Raw genomic sequence first — 25140 nt, 5'->3', positions numbered from 1 at the left:
GAATTTTAGACAAAAAGAAACTCCCGATGAATATCATCAGGAGTTCTTCCTATTCTTTCTTTAAATAATTTGCAAACTTCGTATAGTTTGGCAGCCATGTCAGATTGACTGTACCGATCGGACCGTTTCTCTGCTTTGCGATAATGATTTCCGCCACGTTTTTCATTTCCGTATCTTTATTATAATAGTCATCACGGTAAATAAACATAACAACGTCCGCGTCCTGCTCAATCGCACCGGATTCACGCAAATCCGACATCATCGGTCTGTGGTCGGGACGCTGTTCCACGGCACGGCTCAACTGTGATAAGGCAATAACCGGCACGTTCAATTCTCTTGCCAGCCCTTTCAGAGAACGTGAAATATCTGAGATTTCCTGTTGTCTCGACTCACTTCTCCCGCCGACACGTCCAGTCATCAACTGCAGGTAGTCGATGATGATAATGTCCAAGCCTTTTTCCAATTTATATTTTCTACATTTAGATCTCAATTCAGAAATGGAAATTCCGGGAGTATCATCAATAATCAGATTGGATTTCCCGATAATTCCAGCCCCCTCAATCAATTTTTCCCAGTCGGAATCTTTCAGATTACCTGTCCTAAGCAACTGGGCGTCCACTTGTGACTCAAGAGAGAACAGACGATTGACCAACTGTTCTTTTGACATCTCCAGACTGAAAATGGCAACGGACTTATTCTCCTTAAACGCAACATGCTGTGCAATGTTCAATACGAATGCGGTTTTTCCCATAGATGGTCTGGCGGCAACCAGAATTAAGTCTGAAGGCTGAAGCCCCGATGTCTTATAGTCCAAATCCAAAAATCCTGTAGGAATCCCCGTTACCGTTCCCTTGTTTTTGGAGGCTTTCTCAATTCTCTCCAACGCATTTAATACAACTTGTTTAATCGGAACAAAATCGCCTGAGTTTCGCTTCTGCACAAGTTCAAAAACCTTCTTCTCCGTCATCTCAAGGACTGCTTCCAGCGGCTCTTTCGCCAAATAACATGTATTCGCAATCTCTTCATTTAATTTAATCAGACGGCGCAGCATTGCTTTCTCAGACACAATCTCCGCATAATATTTTATATTTGCGGAAGTCGGAACGGCCGTCACCAAATCTCTTACAAATTCAAGGCTGCTAATCTCCGCAGGAACATCTTTTTCCTTCAATCTCTCCTGAAGAGTAATCAAATCCACCGGTTTCCCCTCATTAAACAATTCTACGATAGCATCAAAAATAACTCCGTAGGACGTCTGATAAAAGTCTTCCCCGCTGATAATCTCTGCCGCTGTCATGATTGCGTCTTTGTCCATCAGCATCGCGCCGACAACCGACTGCTCCGCCTCTATACTATGTGGCAAAACTCTTTTGATGAGTGCCTCGTCCATGCGGTTTTCCTCCTAGCCTTCCGTTACATTTACTTTCAGTTCTGCAACTACTTTCTGATGTAATTTAATTGGAACGTTATGTGTTCCCAAAGTTTTGATGGCATCTTTTAACTGAATTTTCTTTTTATCAATATCATAACCCATCTGATTTTTTACTTCTATCGCAATTTCCTTTGTGGAAATAGAGCCGAATGTTCTTCCCCCTTCTCCCACTTTAATTGGAACAACAATTTTACCTGCCTCAATCTTTTTCGCAAGTTCCTGCGCTGCCTCCAGCGCTTCCTGTGCAAGTTTTTCCTTATTTGCATTCTGTAATTTTAAATCATTTAAGTTTTTGCCTGTCGCTTCCAACCCTAATTTCTTCGGCAAAATAAAGTTTCTTGCATATCCGTCATTTACATTTACAATCTGTCCTTTTTTTCCAAGTGATTTTACGTCTTCCAATAATATTACTTTCATCTTAAATATCTCCTTCTTCAATCATCACGTCAATCGTCTGTTTCAATACGTCAATAGCCTTATCCATATCCGTGTGGGCAAACTGTGCTCCGGCAGTAGTCATATGCCCGCCTCCGCCGATTCTTTCCATAATAATTTGTACATTTACCTCGTCAATAGACCTTGCGCTGACATAAATTTTCCCATTATACTGAGTCAAAACAAAAGACGCCTTTACATTTCCAATATCAAGCAGTTCATTCGCCGCCTGAGCCCCCACGATCGTAGGGCTGTCAATCTTCAGGTTTTCACTGCGGGCAATCGCATAAATATCGCGATACACTTCCGCACTGCTTATAATTTGTGCTTTCGCACGGTACGTCTCCATATCTTCACGGAACATTTTTCTCACAAATGTAATGTCTGCCCCACACCGTCTCAAGAATGCCGCCGCTTCAAATGTACGAACTCCCGCACGGTTCATAAAGTTATTTGTATCAATCATAATTCCCGCATACATACTGCTCGCTTCCATAGACGGAAGTTTTACGTCGTCTACAATATACTGTAAAATCTCTGCAACCATCTCACATGTGGAAGAAGCATACGGTTCAATATAGGAAAGAACTGCTCCCTCTATCACGTCACTTCCCTGTCTGTGATGGTCTAAAACGACAATCATTTTCGCCCAGTCAAGCAAGTCCTCGCACTCTGTCAGTTCTCTCTTATTTGTATCCACGACAACTACCATTGTATTGTTATCTACATAATCTTCCACATTTTTAGATGTGAGGAACATATCGTCAGGGTACGCCGGATTTTTCGTAAACGATTCGTAAAGCGGGCGCACAGAACTTGTAATGTCATTGATGACAATATGTGCCTCTTTCTCCATCTCCGTCACCGCGCGGTAAATACCGATACCCGCACCGAATGAATCCACATCTCCGATTTTATGTCCCATAATGATAACACGGTCTTTCGCTGCGATAAACTCACGCAGCGCCTCCGCCTTAACACGAGCTTTTACTCTGGTGTTCTTAGAAGTCTGTTCTCTCTTTCCTCCGAAATACTCGATTCCCTCCGGAGATTTTACAACCGCCTGATCGCCGCCTCTTGCAAGAGCAAGGTCGATAGATACACGGGCATAGTTGTAACTCTGTGCATAGGTGTCGCTGCTCAGTCCAAAACCTATGCTGAGTGTAGCCGGAACATCATTTCCGATACTGACATTCTTCACGTCCTCCAAAACAGAAAAACGGTCTTCCTTCATCTGCTCAAAGAAATGCTTCTTGATGACAATAAAATATTTGTCCTTCTCCAGTTTCTTCGCAATTCCGTCTGCATTGGCAATATACTGGTTGATTTTACGGTCTATCAGTGCCACAAGAAGACTCTGTCTTACTTCCTCTACGCTGTCCATAATCTCGTCATAGTTATCAATGTAAATCAATCCCGAAACGAGACGCTGCTCATCGTTCTCTCTGATATATCTTTTCAATTCCGTAATATCACGAAAATATGCGGTGATAAAATAATCTTTTCCTTTTGGAATCTCCACAAGCGGTTCTGCCTCGTTGAAATCCTGAACGGATATTTTAGAAAATTCCACCTCATATTCCCTATCCCCGTAAGATATCTCCGTCTTTGTCTTCACACCCTCTTTTGACGGGAACAGTCCTCTGTTCAGTTCCGGAATATACTTGCTTAAATATTTCTCTTTTCTTCCTTCCATCATTTCAGAAAATTGCTCATTGCCCCAAATGACATTTCCGTCCTCCAAAAGGATAACATACGGTATTGACAATTCCTTTAATAATACATTCTGAACCGCTCCGTACTGTCCCGCAAATTCCACGAGTTCCGACAACAACAGTGATTTATTATAGAAATAAAGTATTCCTACAATCACTCCGTAAATCAAAACAAAGGCTGTCATTACAAATCCCGCTTTTTTGTCAATCTGGTAAATCCATATATTCATCGCTACAAGCAGAATCATCATGATTGCCGGCCACTGCATATACAGTCGGAGTTGTCCTTTAAACTGAATCTCTTTCTTCATATACCTACCCTCTATAAAACCTTAATATAATATTCTATTATACCACCCTTTCCTCCATTTTGAAAGGAATAAAAAATAGACTGTGTATTAAAACACAATCTATTTTTTATCTGCTTCCTATTCTGCGTATCCGTTTGGATTATTTGACTGCCATCTCCATGAGTCTTCGCACATTTCGTCGAGTCCTCTTTCTGCTTCCCAGCCTAATTCTGCCTTTGCTTTTGCAGGGTCTGCGTAGCATGCCGCAATGTCTCCCGCTCTGCGTGGTTTAATTTCGTATTTGATTTCTTTTCCGCATGCTTTGCTGAATGCTTTTACCATATCTAAAACAGAATATCCGTTTCCTGTTCCCAAGTTGTAAACACATACGCCCGCTTTTTCTTCAATTTTCTTCAGAGCTTTTACATGTCCTACCGCAAGGTCTACTACATGGATATAATCTCTTACGCCTGTTCCGTCATGTGTATCGTAATCATCGCCGAATACACCTAAACATTCCAATTTACCAACTGCCACCTGTGTAATGTACGGCATTAAGTTGTTTGGAATTCCCTTTGGATTTTCTCCGATTGTTCCGCTCTTATGCGCTCCAACCGGATTGAAGTAACGAAGTAATACAACGTTCCATTCAGGGTCTGCTGTGTGGAAATCCGTTAAAATCTGCTCTAACATTGATTTTGTCCAGCCGTATGGATTTGTACACTGTCCTTTTGGGCATTCCTCCGTAATCGGAACAAATGCAGGATCTCCGTATACAGTTGCAGATGAACTGAAGATAATGTTTTTCACTCCCGCTTTTCTCATTGCGTCACAAAGTACCAATGTACCTGCGATGTTATTGTCATAGTATTCCAATGGTTTCTGAACAGATTCCCCTACTGCTTTTAATCCTGCAAAGTGGATAACTGCATCGATATCTTCTTTAGCAAAGATATCTTCCATTGCTTTCGCATCGCGAATGTCTGCCTCATAAAATTTGATTGGTTTTCCTACAATCTTTTCCACACGGTTTAATGCCTCGGCACATGAGTTGCACAAATTATCCACTACAACTACATCGTATCCCGCCTGAATTAATTCGATACATGTGTGGCTTCCAATATATCCTGCTCCACCTGTTACTAAAATTCTCATATCCTTACCTCCTGTATAAAACTTTTAAATGTTACCTGATTATTTGCTGTACTTTTTTACGATTTCCTGCATCGTATCCCATTTTGCTTCCATGTCTTCCACAAGTTTAAACTGTGTGCGGCAACGGTCTAAGTTATGTCCCTCACGGTGAATTTTAAAGTAGTGGTCACCTTCCAAATAATCTGTCAAGAAACGCATTCCACATTCAAATGTCATTACTTTTGCACCCATTGGAAGCATTTCGATTTCTTTCTCTGTCAGGCGTCCGCCGCAGCCTTCGATATAACCTTTTGTATAAATTTCAAACAATCCCATATCACATGAAACTTTGCTTAAGTCCTGTTCATCTTCCGCTGCTGTGCTTGCACCAAAACGAATGGAATCACCGAAGTCATTCATCGCAAGTCCCGGCATAACTGTATCTAAGTCGATTACACAGATACCTTTTCTTGTCTCATCATCAATCATAATGTTGTTTAATTTTGTATCATTGTGTGTTACACGAAGAGGAAGTTCTCCTTTTGCGAGCATGTCGCCAAATACGTTTGCCACATCTTCATGAGCAAGAACAAAATCGATTTCTTTCTGCACAGACGCCGCGCGACCGCAGGCATCTTCTTCCACTGCTTTTTTGAAAACAGCAAAACGTGCTTTTGTATCGTGGAAACCTTCGATTGTTTCGTGAAGTGTCTCAGCAGGATATTCTGCTAAAAGACGCTGGAAATTTCCAAAAGATACTGCGCTCTGATAAAAGTCCTCCGGTGTCTCCACCGCATCATAACTTGTCGCGCCCGTAATAAATTTGTACGCTCTCCAGTATTCCCCTTCAGAATCCACAAAATATGGTTTTCCTTCCGATGTCGGAATCACATTCAATGTTTCTCTGTCCGGATTTCCACCGTTTTCAATAATACGCTCTCTCAAATAAGAAGTAACGCCCAAAACGTTTTCCATCAACTCAACCGGTTTTGTGAAAATGTTTTTGTTCATTCTCTGAAGGATAACTTTCTTCTCACTTCCGTCTTCTTTCAATGTCACTAAATATGTATCGTTAATATGACCGCTTCCGTATGGTCTTACATCAACTAATTCTCCCGCAAACTGATAACTCTCAATCGCTTCTCTTTGCCCTTTATTCATTTCTGCTGTCATTATTCTTCTCCCCACAATTTTTCCGGATATAATCCGTCTTCTTTCATTTTTCTGATTGCTTCCACTACAACCGGTTTGTCCTCTTTGTAAGTTACGCCAAACCATTTGTCTTTTGAAGACAGTACGCTTACTTCCGCACGTCCCGCTTTCTCCAAATTGTCTACAACTGTAGGAAGGAAATATTCACATTTCATTGGGTTTTCAGCAAGTCCTTTTTCCAAAAATGCAGGAAAGCCTTTTTGGATTTCTTCCAGAATACTTCTTGTAAATCCCCACATATTCATGGATACAAGTGTTTCACCCGGCACATATGTCCATGTCTCTCCGTCATCTTCCGTAAATGCAATTTTGCCTTCACGTTTCTCAATGCGTGTTCTCTCCTGGATTCCTTCCAGTTTGCCGTCAGCGCTTACCTGACAGATTCCACGTGCAACATGTCCGTTGTCCGTAACTGTATTCTGTAATTCATATCCTACCATAGTATAACGGTATTTGTCATCATCTTCATGTGTAGATAAATAATCATAAATTGTCTGGAAAGCATGTCTTCCATAATAGTCATCAGCATTAATAACTGCGAATGGCCCGTCAATCTCATCAATCGCACTCAACACTGCGTGCGCTGTTCCCCACGGTTTTACCCTGCCTTCCGGAACAGAAAATCCTTCTGGAAGATTGTGAAGATCTTGGAATACATATGCAACTTCCATGTGTTTCGCCATGCGTTTCCCGATTACTTCTCTGAAGTCTTTTTCATTTTCTTTCTTAATGATAAATACAACTTTCTCAAATCCTGCCCTCTTTGCATCAAAAATTGAGAAATCCATAATAATATGTCCCTGTTCATCTACCGGATCAATTTGTTTTAACCCGCCGTAACGGCTTCCCATACCTGCCGCCATAATTACTAATACTGGTTTTTTCATTTCTCTGCCTCCATCACATTTTTTCTAACTACATTTTATACTATCTATTATATTATATCAACTTTATTTGCAAATCTTTAGGGGATTTCTTTCTATCTTTGTACAATCGTCCTCACTTTACCGAATTTCTTTTCAAATACAAATCAGGGGTATCGCTCAATTGCGATACCCCCTTTTTCTTACTTAAATCTGTGATTGTAAACAAACAAAAGTGTTAAAAGTCCTATCAGACCTACTATTTCCATCATCAATCCTGAAACCGAAATATTTCTCTGTCCGATGATAATCAAGGCTAAGGAAATAACGAAAACAATGCACATAATAATATTTCTCACTGAATTTTTCATTACTGTCTACCTCCTAACCTTTCAATCCGCCGAGAGTCATACCCTCTGTTAAACGTTTCTGAACTGCGATATATAAAATCAATGTTGGCAGCATAACGATAACCAAACCAGCGTACATAATACCGTAGTTTGTCGCTGTTTTTTCAACTGCCATTAAGTTTTTCAATCCCATTGCTAATGTATCATTTCCGTCCATTAATGTGTAGGCAATGATGTATTCATTCCAGAATGACAGGAAGTTAAACAGAATAACTGTAATAATACTTGGTTTTGCCATTGGAATCATAATTTTAACCATTGTTTTAAAATATCCGCAACCGTCTATGTAAGCCGCTTCCTCGAATCCTTTTGGAAGTGTCTGGAAATATCCGCTTAACAGATATACTGTAAACGGCAACGCACTGGACGCATAAACTAACGCCAATACAAAACGGTTATTTAAAAGGAACTCCATTCCTAACGCCTTGTCCACTTCACTTAACATTAAGAAAATCGGAATTACAATATAACTGATATTTACAAATAAACCAGCCATAAATCCCAAGTTTAAGATTTTCTTTCCTCTGAAATTAAATCTTGAAAGAGCGTAAGATGCAGGCAATGCTAATACAAGAAGTAAAATCAATGCCAACGCCGTAACAATTACAGAGTTAAGGAAGAATGTTCCCATATTCGCATCTCTAAATGCAATTACAAAGTTTTGGAAGAAAAATTCCTTTGGCAATGCCCAAGGACTGACATTTGCTCCAATAAATTCCGAGTTCTGTTTCAAACTCGCCATAAACACCCATGCAACCGGTATAATAATCGAAATTGCTAACGTAAAGAGAGCCACATAGATGAATAATTTATAGATGAAACTGGTTGGTTTTCTATTCTTTTTTCCCATTTTTGCTCTCCTTTCCTAAAATTCGTATACTTCACGGTCAGTAATCTTATTTACAATTCCTGCTAAGATGAAGGAGAATAAGAAAATAACTACACCGATCGCCATACCATAACCGTATGCACCGTTACCGTATGCCTGTTTATACATATAGTTTAATCCAACTTCTGTCTTTCCATTTGGTCCACCGTTTGTCATGATCTGAACAAAAAGGAAACTTAAGTTAATTGTACTGATGATATAGAATGTTAATGTTGTACGGATATTGCTCCAGATTAATGGGAATGTAATCTTGAAGAACATCTGTAATTCCGTAGCACCGTCAAGTGATGCAGCCTCATAATAATCAGGTGGAATTGCAGCCATACTTGCCATATACATAACCATGTAATATCCGATTGCCTGCCATACAAGTGCAAAGATTACAGAGTAGATTACAATATTCGGCTCTGCCATCCATTTATGCGTCAATCCGTCTAAATGAATTGCCTCTAAAAATGTATTTAATAAACCTGTGCTTGGATTATAAATCGCTCCAAAAATACCTGCAATAACAACGATTGACAAAATATTTGGAATATAGAAGATAACACGGAAGAAATTCTTTCCTTTAAATGTTCCTCTGTTTAACAATGCTGCGAATAAAACAGCAAGTACGATTGTGCAAAGCATTACAAGTACGATAACTAAAATCGTATTCTGCATAGCCTGCAAGAAACTCTTATCTCCCATTAATGTTTTAAAGTTCTCAAATCCGATAAATGTTTTCTGATTAGTAATACCACCCATGCGGTATAAAGACATACGGAATACATCAATTGTCGGAATAAAGATAAAGAGAACTAATAAAATCGTAGCCGGAGCCAAACAAGCAAAGATAAATCGTCTTTCTGAGCGTTTTCTGTTCATAGGTCTTATCCTTCTCCTTTAAAAAACGGTGAGTCATAACAACTCACCGTTTGTAATAACTAACTTAAACTACTTTGATTAATTATTCTACGTTTTCTGCTAATTTTTTCCATGTATCAACTAATAACTTGTTGTAGTCTGCTGCTTTCATTTCACCTGAATTCAAAGCGTCAATTGAACCGTATACAGTTGCTTTCATATCAAAACCTTCAATTGGTTTTGTTGTAGCCCATGCACCGGATACTGTTTCGTATCCTTCTGAGTTTGCTAATGTATAAGTATCTTTGATTGTTCCTGCAGGTAATTTGTCAGATGCTCCAGCAACTGGTGCTACGATTGGCGCTGCTGATTTTTCACCTGTCTCTTTGTTTGTTGTTTCGTTTGCTAACATTAAGTCAACAACTTTATCAGAGTACATAAATTTAACAAATTTCTTTGCTAAATCCATTTCTTTTGCTTCTGCAGGTACCCACATTTGTTCTGTAAATGTGTAGATGAAGTGTTTTTCATCGTTTGCGCTGAATTTAGGTGGTGCCATCATACCCCAGTTAAATCCTTCAGGAGTAGAGTTAGCCATTTCACCGATTACCCAGTTACCGTTTGGCATGAATAATGCTTTTCCGTCGATTACGTTCTGCTGGTTAAGTTTGAATCCACCTTCTGCGTTTGCGTTAGCAACTGTGTCAGGGTGAACATATTTTGGCTGAGCAATTTTTGAAATTGTATCAGATACTTTCTTACCTGCTTCTGATGTCCATGTATCTTTATCGTAGTTTACTGCTTTGTTGTAGAAATCAATTCCGCCAGCCTGTGCTAACATCTGGTACATTGTTGTATCAAAGTAACTTGGAATTGGGTATGTGAGTAATGAAACTCCGTCTGCTTTTGCTTTGTCACCAAGTGCAAAGAACTCGTCCCAAGTTGTTGGAAGGTCATATTTTTTGTTTGGTCCTTCAAATAAGTCTTTGTTGTACCATAAACCTGTTGGTGTGTATGTGATTGGTGCTAAGTAGATTTTACCATCACCGTATGGCTGTGCTGCTGCATTGTCTGTAATACCAGGAACTAATTTTTCTTTTAATTCATCATCAAATACATCAGAAATGTCAGCGATTGCTTTTTCTTTTAACATTGTTTCTGTGAAACCGCTTGGCTGTCCTAAGTTGTAGTATACAACGTCAGGTACATTTCCGTTCTTGATGTCTTTTGTCAAGTCTTTGTCTAATTCAGATGAAAGATGTAATTCGATATCAACATCTTTGTTTTCTTCCTCAAAAGCCTTTTCAATATTTTTCCAAATCTGTGCTCCGTTACCACCTTCAAATGCTGCTACTTTAAGAACTGTTTTTCCGTCCTTTTTAGCATCTTTGTCTTTGCTACCGCAACCTGCTGCTAATGTAGCAATCATGGCAACTGAAAGTAAAAGTGCTGTCACTTTTCTCATTTTCATAATTAACTTCCTCCTTTTGTTAATTCTGTTCATTTTCTAATCATTATATTACACCACTTCCGTCACTTTTTCTATAGCAATCTTGTCTTTCTTTTTATATATCTTGCTATCGGATATTAAAAACACTAAATTTATAAAAAGTATGGATTATTGTAAAAATCGCCGCAGGTTCAAAACCTACGGCGATTTTTTACTGGTCTATCTTCTGTTTTTTCTTCTCAAGAAATATACAACGATAACACCGGCAGATGTAAGAATAGCCAAAAGGCTGATCCACATCATCATTCCAAAACTATCCCCTGTCTCTACTGCTCCCTGATGATTTTCTCCTTTATCCGCACTGCTTCCGTTACTATTACTATTGCTGTTGTTGTTACTATGGCTGCCATTATTCCCTGAGTTGTCTGGGTTTGTTGTATCATTCGGTTTTTCTTTAACCGTTACTTCTGTTTCCGCCATAAGTCCGTCCGGATTTTCTATTCCTTCCGGTACTGTGAGTGTTCCTGTAAATACATATTTTCCTGCTACTTCTGCATTATATTTTTCACATGACCATTCTACAGGAAGTTCTACCGTCGTACCGTTATCCAATTCAACTTTCACTTCTTTCGGAAGTGGAATGTCCTTCAACTTTGTTCCGTATGCTACTTCCACATCTTTTACTTTATCAACAGAAGTAATTTTATTTACCTTTGGTTTCTCAGGTTTTTCAGGAAGTGATTTTACGAATTTGGCATCTGCCCAGTCCGCATGGTCATTGTAATTGTTTTCTCCCATATCGGCAAATAACTGAATCGTAGATGCACCCGTAAGATCAATTTTGATTTTTTTCATCGGATCTTTTACTGTCATTTCTCCTGAATTATATTTTTCTTCACCGTCTACTAAGACACGGAATGTTACCGAACTCGGAACATTTCCCTGACTCACCTGATAATAATCAATTCCAATATAGGATTCAAATGCTGTATATCCCTGTCCTTCTATATTATACGCAACTTCAGATGATGCGTGTGCTCCCAATCCTTTTTTGAATTCCACACGCTGTCCCTTTTCATCGGCAAGGGCAATTGCTCCTCCGCTGCTCGAAATATCCAGACCGAGTTCTCCATAACCCACTTCGTCTTTTGTTGAAATATCCATTCTGTCAGACGCATAGTCAAATCCTTCTGCATCAATATCAAGTGTATAAACCCTTTTCACCTTTCCGTCCGGTGATGTCACTTCAATACCAATTGCATTTTTTCCTTCATAAATATTCATGTCAGTCACAATGCTGCCTGCACCACTCTTTTCCTCTGTATCTGAGAATACTCTTATCTTCGCATTATCCATAAGCGACTGTGCTTCAATATGAATACTGTCATTGTTCATTGTAACTGCATACTCTGTTACATCAGGTTTCAACGGATCAAATCCCGGAAGTAATGTCTCGTCTGTTTTAAGACTTAATAAATCTGCGTTGCTTCCACTTCTCACAACAACATTGACTGTATAATATGTAGTAGTCCACATATTTTCTGATGTATTTGCAACAACAATCTGATTTAATCCATCTTCCAGTTTGTAAGACGCAGACACACCGTCAGTTCTAACTGAATTTTTTGTAATGTTTGTTTGCTGTTCCTGTGCTCCCTGAACTGCTTCCACTTTTACTGACTGCGGATTGTCAACGTACATTGTATATTCCGTTTTATCCGGAGCAAAATCCGGAAGACTCTTGCCATTCACTTTCAAATCTTTTAGTGCAGAGTTATTGAAACCGTCCCGGAACAGATACAGGCATACTGTACGCTCTGTAATTCCATCAGCACCTTTTACCGTCAGATAAAAAGCATTAATTCCTGCTGTCAAATCTACATCAACTTCAAAAACACCTTTGTCTTTCGATGCATTTTCTACCGGAATATTGAAAAATGAACGTTTTACACTAAATGCTGTTCCTTTGTCTTCTGTTTCCATACGAATGGAAACATCATCTTTATCTGTATTGATAAAGTAACTGTTCGTACCGGATTTAATTTCATCTTCCGATAAATTCACATCTTTTCCGTCCACACTCAATTTCTGAATATTGACATTTCCTTCTTTCTGCGTGTGCAGTGCTACTTTATATACCTTGCTTCCTCTCTCTATTGTCAGACCGTCCTGCATATCTACAACTGCTGCACACTCATCTGTCAATGTGGCAAGCGTTACCTTTCCGTCTTTATCTTTAATTACCGTCTTCACGCCTGCATTTTCAGGATCATAAGAAACTCTGATTTTTGATGATGCTCCGTCCGGAAGAACGAATTTTGCATCTTTTTTATCAAAATCAGCCACTGCATTTCCGTTGATATAGAGGTTTCGTAAAGTTTCAGCGTCACTTTTATCCACTGTCACGGAAACTTCTTCTGATTTTGCAACTGCTGACGGTTTTCCGAGATTGTCAATGGCAAGAAGACGAACGCTCAGTTTTCCTGCTTCTTTTGGAATATATTTTCCTTCAGAAGTATATGTAACATCTTTCACTCCGCTTTCATTTTCCAAAGTCCACTCGTAAATTATTTTTTCAACAGTTCCATCGCTATCTGATGCTTTTGCCGTTACTTTCGCTTCAGTATTTACTTTATCCGCCTTCAGGTCTACCGATGAAACTGTTGGGCGTTCATTGGAAACTGCCGAGAAAATCTGTTTCGGAACAACCGTATTCATATTTTCTGTTGTTGTTTCACTCGCTTTTGCAATTTTCACATTACTAAATGTTGAACTGAACTCTTTTCCACTATTTTCCCATGCCGTAAATGCCAAATACAGTTTTCCGTCTGTAATTTTACTAATCGCATTCTGCGTATTTGCTGTTTTCCATTTACCGGAGGCATCTTTAAATCGTACTGTCACCGTGTCGTTTTGAATTTCAATTTCAAATGTCGTAGATGTCAGTTTATTATCTGCGGAATTACCACCTCTTTCAGACGGTGACGCCTTTTCCTCATAAACCGCTGTCACTCCTGACATATGCCCTTTCTTTCCAACAGAGTAATAGTTATCTCCATCTTTGTAGAGAACAATTCCTGCATTATTGTATCCGTCCCCATTAACTACAAGTCCGTCCACATCTACCTGAATTCGCAAATCATTTTTATATTCTTCCAGAATTGGAAGTTTTACAAGATTGGTCACATATGTATTTGCGCCATATAAATCACTCTTCGGATCCGATTCTGCTTCAATCGTAATTTCATTTTTCGCTCCGGAAAGCATCTTTTCATGCATGTTATCAACTGACACTTCTGAAGAATTCAGTTTTGATACATCTCCGTAACTCTTAGGGAAACGGTTAATCATAAGTACGGAAGCACTTTTTCCGTTTTTATCCGCTTTCAGAAGAACTGCCCCTTCTTTCAACGCCGTGTACACATTTCCTTTAACAGTTGCCGCATTACTTGCTTTCCCTGTCAGAGGATCAAGTACCTCAATCTCCGCACCATCAGTTATCGTAAGATGCGCTGTACCGCCTTCTTCCGTTATCTCTGTCTTATCCGCTTCAATTGAAACCGTTGTTCCTTTTCCTTCGCCAACCGGAATTTCAACCGAATTACTCTTAATCATTGTTCCATTCCACTCTACATAAGCAGTCAGTGTAACTGTTCCGTCTGCCACACCTACCAATTGTCCCTGTTCATTTACATATGCCACAGTCGGATCAGATGTGATGTAATGTACTTTTGATTCACTTGTAATCAGATTATTTCCCTCTTTATTTAAAGTCAGCACATCGTCTTTAATTTCCACGTCATCTTCCGTCATCTTATCGCCAGATGTAGTAACATTTAAGTTCAAGCCATCATCATATGTATTTCCATTAATTTCAACATTTTTACAGTTGGTAAACTTGAAAATGTCTTTTGGAAGTGTCTTTTCTTTCACTTCCTTTTTAATATCCTGTGTCTCTCCGATGCCAAGGCCTTCCATGTCATTTAGTGTAATTTCAATTCCCGGATTGTCACGAATGATTTTGTTGTTTTTAATCGTCATACCGTCAACGCCTTCCGCCGTCACAACATTATCATTCGCCATATGAAATTCATTTCCCTCTACAGAAATATTTCGATGTACAGGAATATTTCCCTTTGATGCTGGCGCATCTTGTACTGATGTCAGAACAACCGGATCTACAAAAATACCTGATACGTCTCCCCATTCTACCTGTCCTGTAGGACGGATATAGAATTTGTTATTACGAATCTTCATATTTCTGATAGGACCTGACTCATACCAGTAATTCGCATCGTTTGAAAGATATATGTTTGCCATTGTCATATTGTCAAATATATTATCTTCAATGACAACCGGTTTTCTTGTCGTACATAGAATTCCTCTTGTAGGAATGCTCTTCATATGGTTTCCGCTAATCGTTACTGCAGCAGTATAAGAAACGTTCTCTGCTACATACAGTCCTTCTTCTTCCTCTGAGTTATTTCTCCTTACTTTAATTTTCAAATCATTCAGTGTTTCCTCACTGAACGCTTCCTTAAATGTTACGACTTCCGTACGCATATCCAGTTTTTCTCCATTGTACTCCTCACCCGGTGCAACGGAAGATTCTACAATATACGGGTTTTCTTCCGTCGATCCGTCCGGCAGTTCAAGATATGTTCTGGAATAGAAAAGTACCTCGTCGCCCTTGTGGAACTGTCTGAAACCACCCTGCTGTGAATGAATATATTTTAATTTAAGTGTACGGTTATCAATTATCTCCTCCACTCTCATATAACTTCCATGCACATTGATTGGGTCATCATGGGACATGGAGAAGTTGCAGTCTGTTACTTTAAAATATCCTCCACAACCCGCAACATGAAGTTGATCCGCATTACTTGTTGTATATTTTCCCGTAGCATATCTTGGCAGAAAATCCACGCCCTTAAATTCTACGTTTTTACACATCTGTGTAAGCCAGCCGAAGCCGCTCAGATAGTGAACATCAATATTTTCGACAAGTACATCTTCGCTCTCCCAGAAAAATGCACCTGTAGTTTTTCTTGTCGCTGAGTCGCTTAAAAGAAAAATATTGCCGACTTCCTGATCTTTCGGACGCTCTCCATTGTAAGTAAATCGAAGAACATTTTCTCCTGCTTTCTCGATGGAAGCCACATTTGCAAACGGATTCGATGCCGCTTTATTGCTTGCTCTTGCTACAGTTTGGTCATACCCTTTATAAATAACCAGATAAGCACAGAAATCCGCATTGCTTTTCTCCCAATAAGGTCTTTTTGTTACCGGACTCATCTCTCCCTGCCATGTAATTCCGGTTTTATCTGCATTGATTTCATAGTTATAGTTTGCCGGAACATAAAAATCCGCATACTGTTTTCCCGATTCATCTACTCCATTTCCAACAACACTCAAGTCCACTGTATCCGGATCTTTATAGTCTAAAACAAAATCATGAAGTTTTATATTGTGACTGTCCACAGCCGCAATTGCCATCATATCTCCATGCATAATAAGAGAAGATCCGTTCCCCTCAAGCGTCAAATTATCTACGCCCTCCAACAGTATTGCTATAGATTTCTCCGGATAAGAGAGACTGCTCGTATTTGACGTGTGGTAATTTCTCTTTGTAGCGTAATCTTTCCAAAAATGATATTCCCCCTTTGGAAAGTTTAACGTCACTTTACCTTTTGTCTCTTTTACTTTCTCCAATGCTTTCTGAACAGCCTTTGTACTGTCCATTTTCCCTCCCGGATCCGCACCAAAATCCGTCACATCAATTACTGTTCCGGTCTTTTCTTTTGCCAACACGGATTTCCCCGTCGAAAAGAAACCAACCGGAAAACCTGCCACAAGCAGGCATACCGTGACCACTCCTGCGAGCAGCCGCTTTTTCATTCTCATAACTCATTTCTCCTTTCTCATGTCTTAAAACAGACTATATATTCAATAATAATCCTATATATATTTTGTGTCTTTACAATTTTCAATTCAATAGATTGAATTTTCTATCTTTTATTGCCATAAATATAAAAACATTGTGTCTCACTGTATTTACGATTATACTATACGGGTAAGGAGGCTAAACAGATGGATAAAAATCTAAGTAAAAAACAAATTTTAAAGAAACTATTTTTTTCTACATTATATTTAAGCACATTTACATTCGGAGGCGGATACGTTATTGTCTCCCTGATGAAAAATAAATTCGTGGACGAACTTCACTGGATTGACGAGACGGAAATGATGGACTTAATCTCCATTGCCCAGTCTTCGCCCGGCGCTGTAGCCGTCAACGGTGCAATCGTAGTCGGTTATAAACTTTGCGGCCTTGCAGGAGCAGGTCTAGCCATACTCGGCGCAATTATTCCCCCTTTTGTCATCATCTCAGTCATCTCAGGATTTTATACACTCTTCCAAAGTAATCCTGTTATCCAGTCACTTCTGACCGGCATGCGTGCCGGAGTCGGCGCGGTTATCGTCTCTGTTGTGTGGGATATGGGGTTCGGCGTTGTAAAGGGAAAACAATTTCTTCCTATTGTTATCATAATCAGCGCCTTTATCGCCAACTATTATTTTAAAATCAATATTATTTTCATTATTTTTATCTGTATTGTGTTTTCTGTATGCAAAACAGTTTTGGATTGCGGAAAGGAGAAACGATAATGATTTACATACAACTTTTTCTCAGTTATCTCCAAATCGGTGCGTTCAGTTTTGGCGGGGGATATGCCACCATGTCACTTATACAGGCGCAGGTTGTTGAAAAATATCATTGGCTTACTATGGGACAGTTTACCGACCTTGTAACCATTGCGGAAATGACGCCGGGGCCGATTGCCATTAACTCCGCAACCTTTGTCGGAACACAGGTAGGAGGAATCTTTGGTGCGTTCTGCGCCACGATAGGCTGCATTTTGCCTTCCTGCATCATTGTCACTCTGCTGGCAAAAGTATATGTAAAATATCGGAATGTAACCGTAATGCAAAATATTTTAAGTACACTCCGGCCTGTCGTTGTCTCCATGATTGCCATAGCAGGTATCTCCATTTTACTTTCCGTATTTTTTCCAAACGGAGCGGATTTCAGCATACGCGGGACAATTATTTTCCTTGTGGCGCTCGTCCTTCTGCGAAAAACAAAACTGCAGCCCGTTTCCGTTATGGTAGGTTGTGGAATCTTTGAACTTATATGGCAATTCATTTGTTGAACTTTTAACGCAAACCTTATATAATGGTTTTAACGAAGGAGGGTACTACATGAGCAATCAAAACTATCGTCTTGAAGAAAAAGCCTTAGAAAAAATTGACGCCCGTCTGTTATATATTACGGAGGCACGTTACGGAAATGACTGGCATAGCATCGTGCACACCCACCACTTTACAGAATTGTTTTTTGTTACACACGGCTCAGGAAATTTCATTATCGAGAATGAAAGTTTTCCGGTAAAAGAAAATGATTTAGTTATTGTGAACCCCAATGTTTCACATACTGAATCGGGCAAAGACGGCACGCCTTTAGAGTATATCGTACTTGGCATCAACGGTTTGCAGTTCAAAACAGAGGACAGGCAGATTGACTATAACATTCATAATTTTTTACACAACAGAGAAGAAGTTTATTTTTATTTAAAAGCTCTTCTGCACGAGGTACAGACAAAGGAAGAAAATTTTGAATCTATCTGTCAAAACCTCTTGGAGATTCTGATTTGGAATATTATGCGCAAAACAAAGACAACGCTTTCCGTTGCGCCGACAAAGAAAATCACAAAAGAGTGCCGGTTTATCGAACAATATTTAGATGAGCATTTTATGGAGGACATCACTCTGCAGACGCTGAGCGATTTGACTTATCTCAATAAATACTATCTTGTACACGCTTTCAAACACTATAAGGGTGTATCTCCTATCAATTATCTGATTGAAAAGAGAATTTCTGAAGCAAAACATTTATTGGATACGACAAATTACCCTATCTCAAAAGTTGCCTCCGTAGTCGGATTTTCATCACAATCCTATTTTTCTCAGGTATTCCGGAAGGAAACAGGATTCTCTCCGAACGAATACAGAAAATCTATGGAGAATTAATGTTCTATTTTGCCAAATAAATGGGAGGGCATACAAATGAGTTATAAGAGTGTTAATCTTGAAGATACCATTTCTATTGAAAATTTATTTACCATACACTATTTTGAGTATATGAGTGATTTCTCCTTTGCGGGAGAATCCCACGATTTCTGGGAATTTGTGTTTGTAGACAAAGGGGAGATTGATATTTATATGGATAATATCCACACCCGCCTGAAGAAAAGAGAAGTTGCTTTTCACAAACCAAATGAGTTTCACCGCCTGCAGGCAACCGGAAGTTCCGCACCAAACCTTGTCGTCATTTCTTTTTCATGCAACAGCCCTGCTATGAGTTTTTTCAGAGAAAAAATTCTGACAGTGGACGATTTGGGCAAGACTCTGTTAGGTAACATTATTAAGGAGGCAAAGAAATTATTCGACTGCCGTTTAGATGATCCTTATTTAACAGAAATGATAAAGAAAGAAGAGAAACCGCTTGGAGCAGAACAGTTAATCAAAATCCAACTGGAGCATTTTCTCTTACATTTACTCAGATGTTCGCAGAACAGAAATGCGTCCGCACTTCCCAAACCGGCAGCGTCAAAGGGAAGTTCTGAGATTTTCAACCGTGTCTTGGAATATATGGAAAATCATCTGGATTCCCGCCTGACAATCGACCTGTTATGCAAAGAAAATATGGTGGGGCGTTCCCAGTTACAGAAAATTTTTCAGCAGAAAACCGGTCTCGGCGTAATCGAATATTTTTCTCATATGAAAATTGATGCCGCCAAACAGATGATGCGAACGGATTTTATGAATTTCACACAGATTTCCGAATCTCTGGGATATTCTTCCATTCATTATTTTTCAAGACAGTTCAAGAAGATTACGGGAATGACCCCGTCAGAATACGTTTCTTCCGTCAAGGCGTTGGCGGAAAATTAAACAGTTTAAAATAAGGAGGACTCTGCACAGCAGTTCCTCCTTATTTTTCCCTCTATTCACTTTCCCTGCATCTCGCCCAAAAAGAAACTGATTCCTCTGTTCCTTTATTAAAATAACAATGACTTGTATGCGCTTTTACAAGAATCGTGTCCCCTTCTTTCAGATGAAACATCTGGTTCCCTAATCCTAATGTAAGTTCACCTTTTATCACTGTTCCCACCTCATCAAAATCATGCTCCCAGCGAAGCCCTTCGCCTGCTCCGCCCGGTTCAATGGACATATATGTAAATGTCGTTTTATCCAAGCCATAATCAATATTTTCTAACCTGATACTGTTTTGCTCATCAATGACAACTTCTCTCTCATCTTTTCTCACAATAATCGACTCTTCTCTATTGCGCTCCACCATATCTCCTAAAGAAATGTCCAACGCTTCACATATTTTCTGTATATTCACAAGGGTAGGGCTGTTCACATTTCTCTCCAGATTGCTCAAATATCCGGTAGATAATCCTGTCGCCTCCGCCAACTGCTGCAACGTTATTCCTCTTTCTTTCCGCAGACTTCTAACATTGTATCCTATTTTGCTAATATCACTCAACGTACTTTCCCTTTCCCTTCTTATCGCTTGTCTCATTGGGCCGTATGTATGAAAAAAGCATTATCGTGCATCTGTACTCTTGCCCGATAATGCTTTTTCTTATCTTATTTAGATTTCATACCAAATGATTTCATTTGCATCTAAGTCTAAATCGAAACTTGTTCCATCACCTTTATAAACAGTTGTACTCTGTGGCTCGTATGTATTATTTACTACACAATATTTACCATTTTTCACATATGCGTGAACTTCTACGTTGAAGTTTGAACTGAACCATTTATGTAAGTTATCTTCATCATGTGAAGACCAGATAATTGAACGGTATAAAAGTCTGCTGTTTTCAAAACTGTATGGAAGACCGCTGATGTATACACAACGTCCTTTACCAAATTCATTTACGGCTAACTGTACTTCTTTATCAACCTGTCTTAAAATAGTTGTTCCGTCTAATGCGAAAATGTTCTTTTCACCTTCACCGAAATCAATGTCTTTTGTACAGTCTTCTTTGATAAAGTGGTCATGTTCGTCCCAGTTATATTTATCTGTATTTAAGTTAAATCCGTTTTCTTTTTCTACACCAAGTGCATTTGCAAGCTGGAAGAAACGTCCTTCCCACTGATATGCCGTAGGCTCACCTACACCGATGAATCCACCGCCATTGTAAATGAATTTCTTAACGGCTGTTACGACTGTCTCATCAATCCAGTTTGCCCCACCGCTGTGTGCTGTATAAGCATCACCTACGTTAAGAACAACATCAATGTTATCCAAAATTGCAGGATTCTCTTTAATGTCATCAAAACTGATGAATTTTACATCGAATGGCGCACCTGAAAGCGCTTCGATGATTCCTGCATAAGAGTAGTTTTGCTTCTGATATAAAGCGTGGTGAACCATGTGATTTCCCCATGCTCTCATTTTACCCCAACTGTTTAATACGGCAACTGTTTTTACACAGTAAGGTGTTGTTCCTTTAATGTTTTCGTACAATGTGCGGAATTCATCACATACGCTCTCCACATAGTCGATAAACTCTGGGAACTGAAGCGCAAGTTTTAAGTATCCGCCGTATCCGATTCTGTCGATTGGTTTTCTTAAAATAGCACGACGTGCCGTTACCCAGTTTACTTTTGCTTCTTTTACCGGATCTCCGCCTTCGTGGAATGTATCCGGGAAGAAATATGGAAGGAAACGTCCTTCTGTATATTTTACATTTGGAATATCACTAATCAGACGTAATGTAGAACCGTTTCCTACACTTCCTACTACTGCGTCCAGTCCGATTGACTTAAATTCGTCCATAAACGGTTCCATACCAATCCAGTGGTCACCTAAGAACATCATTGCTTCTTTTCCAAGCTCATGTGTAAGGTCTACCATTTCTTTTGCCAATTTAGCAACTTCTCTTCTCTGGAATGCCTGGAAATCACGGAATTCTTTAGAAGGAATACGATACTGGTTGTTCATATATCCCTGGTCAATAATAAACTCAGGTCTGAATTTATATCCGACTTCTTTTTCAAACTGTTCTAAAATATATGGACTTACAGATGCTGAATATCCGTACCAGTCTACATATTTTTCTCTCGCCATCTCATCGAAAATCAATGTGAACTGGTGGAAGAATGTTGTGTAACGGATAACATCAATGTGTGGGTTGTCTTCAATATATTTGCGAAGACGTCTCATTGTAAATTCTTTTGTTTTTGGCTGACGAACGTCAAATGTAATCTGTTTTTCCACATCTTTCCAGTCATTTACAACCGCATTGTACATATGTACAGGATCCCACATAATATATGCAAGGAAACTTACTGTATAATCATGGAATGGTTTTGCTCCGTGGATTGTTACATCTCCTGTTTCTTCACTGTAATCCCATTCTGTCACAGGAACAACTTCTCCTGTTGTACGATCAATCACTTCCCACCATCTTGTAATGTCATCGTGAGAGTTTACTTTTAACATGTCAGGATATAAGTGATCCATTAAATGAATAGATAACTCTGAATCTACTGCTGTGTGGAAAGATGTCATAATATACATTTGCTGAATCTCGTCCGGATTTGCTTTCGCCCAAGCATTATCCTTTCTTGTTGTATAATATGTTGAATATACTTTCGCATCTACATCTCTTAATTCTTCCGGGTAATCTGTACCGTCACAGTCACGAATGGCGTCTGCTCCCCATCTCTTCACTAATTCCAGTGTTTCCGGTACTACGTCAACGTCTGTAGGTATAGTTACTCTTCCGGTTAATTTCTCTTTGCTCATAACGTTCTCCTCTCTAGTCTTTCTGTATTCAGTATATAAAAAGAAACTGTTTGCGTCTATGCGATTTTTGTTCACAATTTTATATATATTGCTTTTTTACAAAATTTTTTATATTACATAATGCAACGCTAATTCAAATGTATTTCGCACACCCTCTCTATGTGTTCTCTCGTATCCGTGAGAAGCATATACTCCTGAACCAATCAGCGCATGGCGCACATCTCTTCCCGCAATTAGGGCTGCTGCCGTATCCGAACCATAGAACGGATAAATGTCTACCGCATAATCCAGTTCATTCTTTTTAGCCGTATCAATCAGTTCATTTACCATTTCAAAATGATATGCGCCTCTTCCGTCCTTTGCGCAAATGGAAACCTGTCTCTCCGTACATGTGAGATTTTCTCCTACACAGCCCATATCAATCGCCAAAATATCTTTGATGTCATCTGTAACTCCGCTTGCTGCCCCGTGTCCCACTTCTTCATGTACGGTAAAGAAAATCTGTACATTTCTCTTCAGGCAGCCTTTATGTTCACTTACATATTTTGCCAAAGCAAGCAAAATTCCTGAAGACGCCTTATCGTCTAAGAAGCGGCTCTTAATGTATCCGCTTTCCGTAATACGGAATCTGGGTTCCACCATAATGAAATCTCCCGCACTGATTCCAAGTTTTTCTACATCTTCCTTGCTGCTTACATTTTCATCTAACACAACTTCCAGATTTGTAAACTTTCTTTCTTCATTTATGTCCGGATTTACATGGATAGAAGCATTTGCCAACTGAATTGTCCCCTCATACACTTTTCTGTCTCTTGTTAAAATGCGGACATTCTCTGTTTCAATATTATTCTGATTCAATGTTCCGTTGGAAATGGCAAGTCTTCCATCTCCTTTAATATAATGTACAAATGCCCCTAATGTATCTACATGTGCCATCATCATCAAAGGATTGCCCTCGCCTCCAAGGTTTGCAATCACTCCGCCTTTTCTGAGTGTGCGCACTTCAAATCCCATACGTTCCAGTTCTTCCTGCAAATATGCCGTCACATTGTAGTGATAGCCTGTCGGGCTGTCAATGGAAATCAATTTTTCAATCTGTTCTACTGCATAATCATGATACACTGCGTTATTCTCTGTCATTATAAATACCTCCTAATTCTTTCCACAGAATATTTCTACCAATCATTGTACCACATTGGAATATTTTTTTGTTAATTTTTAACTATTTTCATAAAAAAGGCTCCCCACGAACATTTCATGGAAAGCCTTTTCTCTCTAAGATTTCTTGCCGACATGATATTCTTTTTTCAGCGCTCTCATCGTTCCTCTCGCAATTACGTCCACGATATTAAACCCAAATGCAATCGCAAGACAGGTAGCCAGCAGAATAATCGCCTCACTGAAAGCCATACCAATATCACGACTTACACAGCCATACATCATATAATATAAGTTAGGTCCCGGAATAAGCGGGAATACTGACGCCGTCAAAAAGATAGTTGACGGAGCCTTATTCTTTCTTGACATAACAAAAGCGTATCCTGCCACAAATATCGCAGCTACCAATGTTGCAAAAAAGTTGCTCGGCTTCCATTCATAAACAATCAGATAAATACCCCATGTAATAAACGCACCTACACCTGAATAAAGGACTTGTTTTCCCCTGATTTTAAACCAAAACGCAAATCCCACACAGGCAACCGTACAGGCCATCAACTGTATTGGTATATTATAATTTAAAATAAACCCTTCTGCCGAAACACCGTCCAGCAATAACATTGCAAATGCGGTTCCAAAGGCGATTCCCGCTGCCCCAAGCATCGAGTTCATAATGTTAATCGCACCTGAAATATAGTCTTTCTGAAGCAACTCCCGAATTCCGTTCGTCGTACTCAATCCGCTGATCAGAAGCATGACAATCCCAATCATAATACGCTCCGGGTGACTTCCCAGCCCTGCACGGACACAGAGAAGAATAATCACTTCCGAAAGGAACGATAAAATGGCATTATAAATCAAAAGATTTTCCTCTCTTCTGCTCAGCCAACCGCCTACAACTACAATCATAAGCGAAACAATCACTGCCACAATGGCGTCCTGAAAATCACTTCCAAAGAATACCGCAAATCCTGTTCCTCCCATCACTGCCGCAAAATATTTAATAGCTGGGTGTTGCGCCGGCCTGTTTACCACTTCCAAATATTTTTCCCGCAGTTCTTTTGCATCGGGCGTATGCTGACAGACGTAGCGGGATAAATTGTTCAAATAATCTAACTGGTCGAAATCAATATCCGCATTCTCTATATGACGAATCTGCGTAATAATTTCTCCTTCCGGTGTTTCCACCGTTATCTGAATGTTACTTGGAATAACAAACACATCGTATCTTACAAATCCATAACTTTTGCACATGCGGTAAAGGCTGTCTTCCAATCGAAAGTTCTCCGCTCCATTGACGAGCATAGCCTCTCCAATATCCAAAATGCCCTGCACTATTTTCTTGTAATCCATAATCTCCCTACCTCTAAACAAAATATACTGTATGTAATCATATCTGTAGTGTCGAAAAAAGTCAAC

19 protein-coding genes are annotated in these 25140 nt (G+C 39.4%); 4 read left to right on the top strand and 15 right to left on the bottom strand.

From position 1 onward, the window contains the following. Positions 1-49 precede the first annotated feature (49 nt). From dnaB to ACYQ35_RS01070, 11 genes are all read right to left on the bottom strand, one after another. On the bottom strand, positions 50-1390 hold the full coding sequence (gene dnaB, locus ACYQ35_RS01120) for a replicative DNA helicase (protein WP_009462190.1): 1341 nt from the start codon (positions 1388-1390) through the stop codon (positions 50-52). Positions 1391-1402: 12 nt separating this feature from the next. Further along, positions 1403-1849 carry a 50S ribosomal protein L9 gene (rplI, locus tag ACYQ35_RS01115; protein WP_009462192.1) on the bottom strand — a complete coding sequence of 149 codons (447 nt, stop codon included), beginning with the start codon at positions 1847-1849 and terminating at the stop codon, positions 1403-1405. Position 1850: 1 nt separating this feature from the next. Beyond that, positions 1851-3893 (bottom strand): DHH family phosphoesterase, encoded by a 2043-nt coding sequence (locus ACYQ35_RS01110; RefSeq protein WP_459829310.1) that lies wholly within the window; start codon positions 3891-3893, stop codon positions 1851-1853. 117 nt (positions 3894-4010) lie between these two features. Continuing rightward, entirely contained in the window at positions 4011-5027 is a 1017-nt protein-coding gene (galE, locus tag ACYQ35_RS01105; protein WP_009462196.1) for a UDP-glucose 4-epimerase GalE, read from the bottom strand. A gap of 39 nt (positions 5028-5066) precedes the next feature. Then, entirely contained in the window at positions 5067-6179 is a 1113-nt protein-coding gene (locus tag ACYQ35_RS01100; RefSeq protein WP_009462198.1) for a phosphotransferase enzyme family protein, read from the bottom strand. After that, positions 6179-7105: a nucleotidyltransferase family protein gene (locus tag ACYQ35_RS01095; RefSeq protein ID WP_009462200.1), complete on the bottom strand. Its 927-nt coding sequence runs from the start codon at positions 7103-7105 to the stop codon at positions 6179-6181. The genes ACYQ35_RS01100 and ACYQ35_RS01095 overlap by 1 nt, the downstream gene beginning before the upstream one ends. 179 nt (positions 7106-7284) lie before the next feature. Continuing rightward, positions 7285-7452, bottom strand: coding sequence for a DUF6903 family protein (locus tag ACYQ35_RS01090; RefSeq protein WP_009462204.1), 168 nt, complete (start codon positions 7450-7452; stop codon positions 7285-7287). A 13-nt stretch (positions 7453-7465) separates the two neighbouring features. Beyond that, the gene (locus ACYQ35_RS01085; RefSeq protein WP_459829304.1) at positions 7466-8341 is read right to left on the bottom strand and encodes a carbohydrate ABC transporter permease; all 876 of its coding nucleotides are present in this window, start codon (positions 8339-8341) and stop codon (positions 7466-7468) included. Positions 8342-8356: 15 nt separating this feature from the next. Beyond that, on the bottom strand, positions 8357-9247 hold the full coding sequence (locus tag ACYQ35_RS01080) for a carbohydrate ABC transporter permease (RefSeq protein ID WP_009462206.1): 891 nt from the start codon (positions 9245-9247) through the stop codon (positions 8357-8359). Positions 9248-9329: 82 nt separating this feature from the next. Then, a complete protein-coding gene (locus ACYQ35_RS01075; RefSeq protein WP_459829301.1) occupies positions 9330-10697 on the bottom strand; it encodes a carbohydrate ABC transporter substrate-binding protein in 1368 nt (455 codons plus the stop codon). A gap of 198 nt (positions 10698-10895) precedes the next feature. After that, positions 10896-16580 (bottom strand): NPCBM/NEW2 domain-containing protein, encoded by a 5685-nt coding sequence (locus tag ACYQ35_RS01070; RefSeq protein WP_459829298.1) that lies wholly within the window; start codon positions 16578-16580, stop codon positions 10896-10898. A 186-nt stretch (positions 16581-16766) separates the two neighbouring features. Here ACYQ35_RS01070 and ACYQ35_RS01065 point away from each other — a divergent pair, with 186 nt between their 5' ends. From ACYQ35_RS01065 to ACYQ35_RS01050, 4 genes are read left to right on the top strand one after another with little or no spacing between them, the layout of a single operon-like run. Then, the gene (locus ACYQ35_RS01065) at positions 16767-17342 is read left to right on the top strand and encodes a chromate transporter (protein ID WP_459829295.1); all 576 of its coding nucleotides are present in this window, start codon (positions 16767-16769) and stop codon (positions 17340-17342) included. Further along, positions 17342-17887, top strand: coding sequence for a chromate transporter (locus ACYQ35_RS01060; RefSeq protein WP_459829292.1), 546 nt, complete (start codon positions 17342-17344; stop codon positions 17885-17887). Before ACYQ35_RS01065 ends, ACYQ35_RS01060 begins: the two co-directional genes overlap by 1 nt. Before the next feature lie 49 nt (positions 17888-17936). After that, entirely contained in the window at positions 17937-18764 is an 828-nt protein-coding gene (locus ACYQ35_RS01055; RefSeq protein WP_459829289.1) for a helix-turn-helix domain-containing protein, read from the top strand. Positions 18765-18800: 36 nt separating this feature from the next. Then, positions 18801-19688 carry a helix-turn-helix domain-containing protein gene (locus ACYQ35_RS01050; protein WP_459829286.1) on the top strand — a complete coding sequence of 296 codons (888 nt, stop codon included), beginning with the start codon at positions 18801-18803 and terminating at the stop codon, positions 19686-19688. A 52-nt stretch (positions 19689-19740) separates the two neighbouring features. On the opposite strand, the gene ACYQ35_RS01045 is transcribed toward ACYQ35_RS01050, so the two are convergent. The 4 genes from ACYQ35_RS01045 to ACYQ35_RS01030 all read right to left on the bottom strand — a co-directional run bounded on the left by ACYQ35_RS01045 (position 19741) and on the right by ACYQ35_RS01030 (position 25074). Further along, positions 19741-20289, bottom strand: a complete 549-nt coding sequence (locus tag ACYQ35_RS01045; protein WP_459829283.1) for a helix-turn-helix domain-containing protein — start codon at positions 20287-20289, stop codon at positions 19741-19743. Positions 20290-20397: 108 nt separating this feature from the next. Then, on the bottom strand, positions 20398-22563 hold the full coding sequence (gene gnpA, locus ACYQ35_RS01040) for a 1,3-beta-galactosyl-N-acetylhexosamine phosphorylase (protein WP_009462214.1): 2166 nt from the start codon (positions 22561-22563) through the stop codon (positions 20398-20400). Between the two features lie 108 nt (positions 22564-22671). Continuing rightward, positions 22672-23703, bottom strand: coding sequence for a M42 family metallopeptidase (locus ACYQ35_RS01035; protein ID WP_459829279.1), 1032 nt, complete (start codon positions 23701-23703; stop codon positions 22672-22674). A gap of 135 nt (positions 23704-23838) precedes the next feature. Continuing rightward, the gene (locus tag ACYQ35_RS01030) at positions 23839-25074 is read right to left on the bottom strand and encodes a threonine/serine exporter family protein (protein WP_009462218.1); all 1236 of its coding nucleotides are present in this window, start codon (positions 25072-25074) and stop codon (positions 23839-23841) included. Positions 25075-25140 lie beyond the last annotated feature (66 nt).

It is taken from the genome of Faecalimonas hominis (assembly GCF_054660755.1).
Note: the sequence above shows the minus strand (reverse complement) of the source record. Positions and strands in the feature narration are given on the sequence as shown.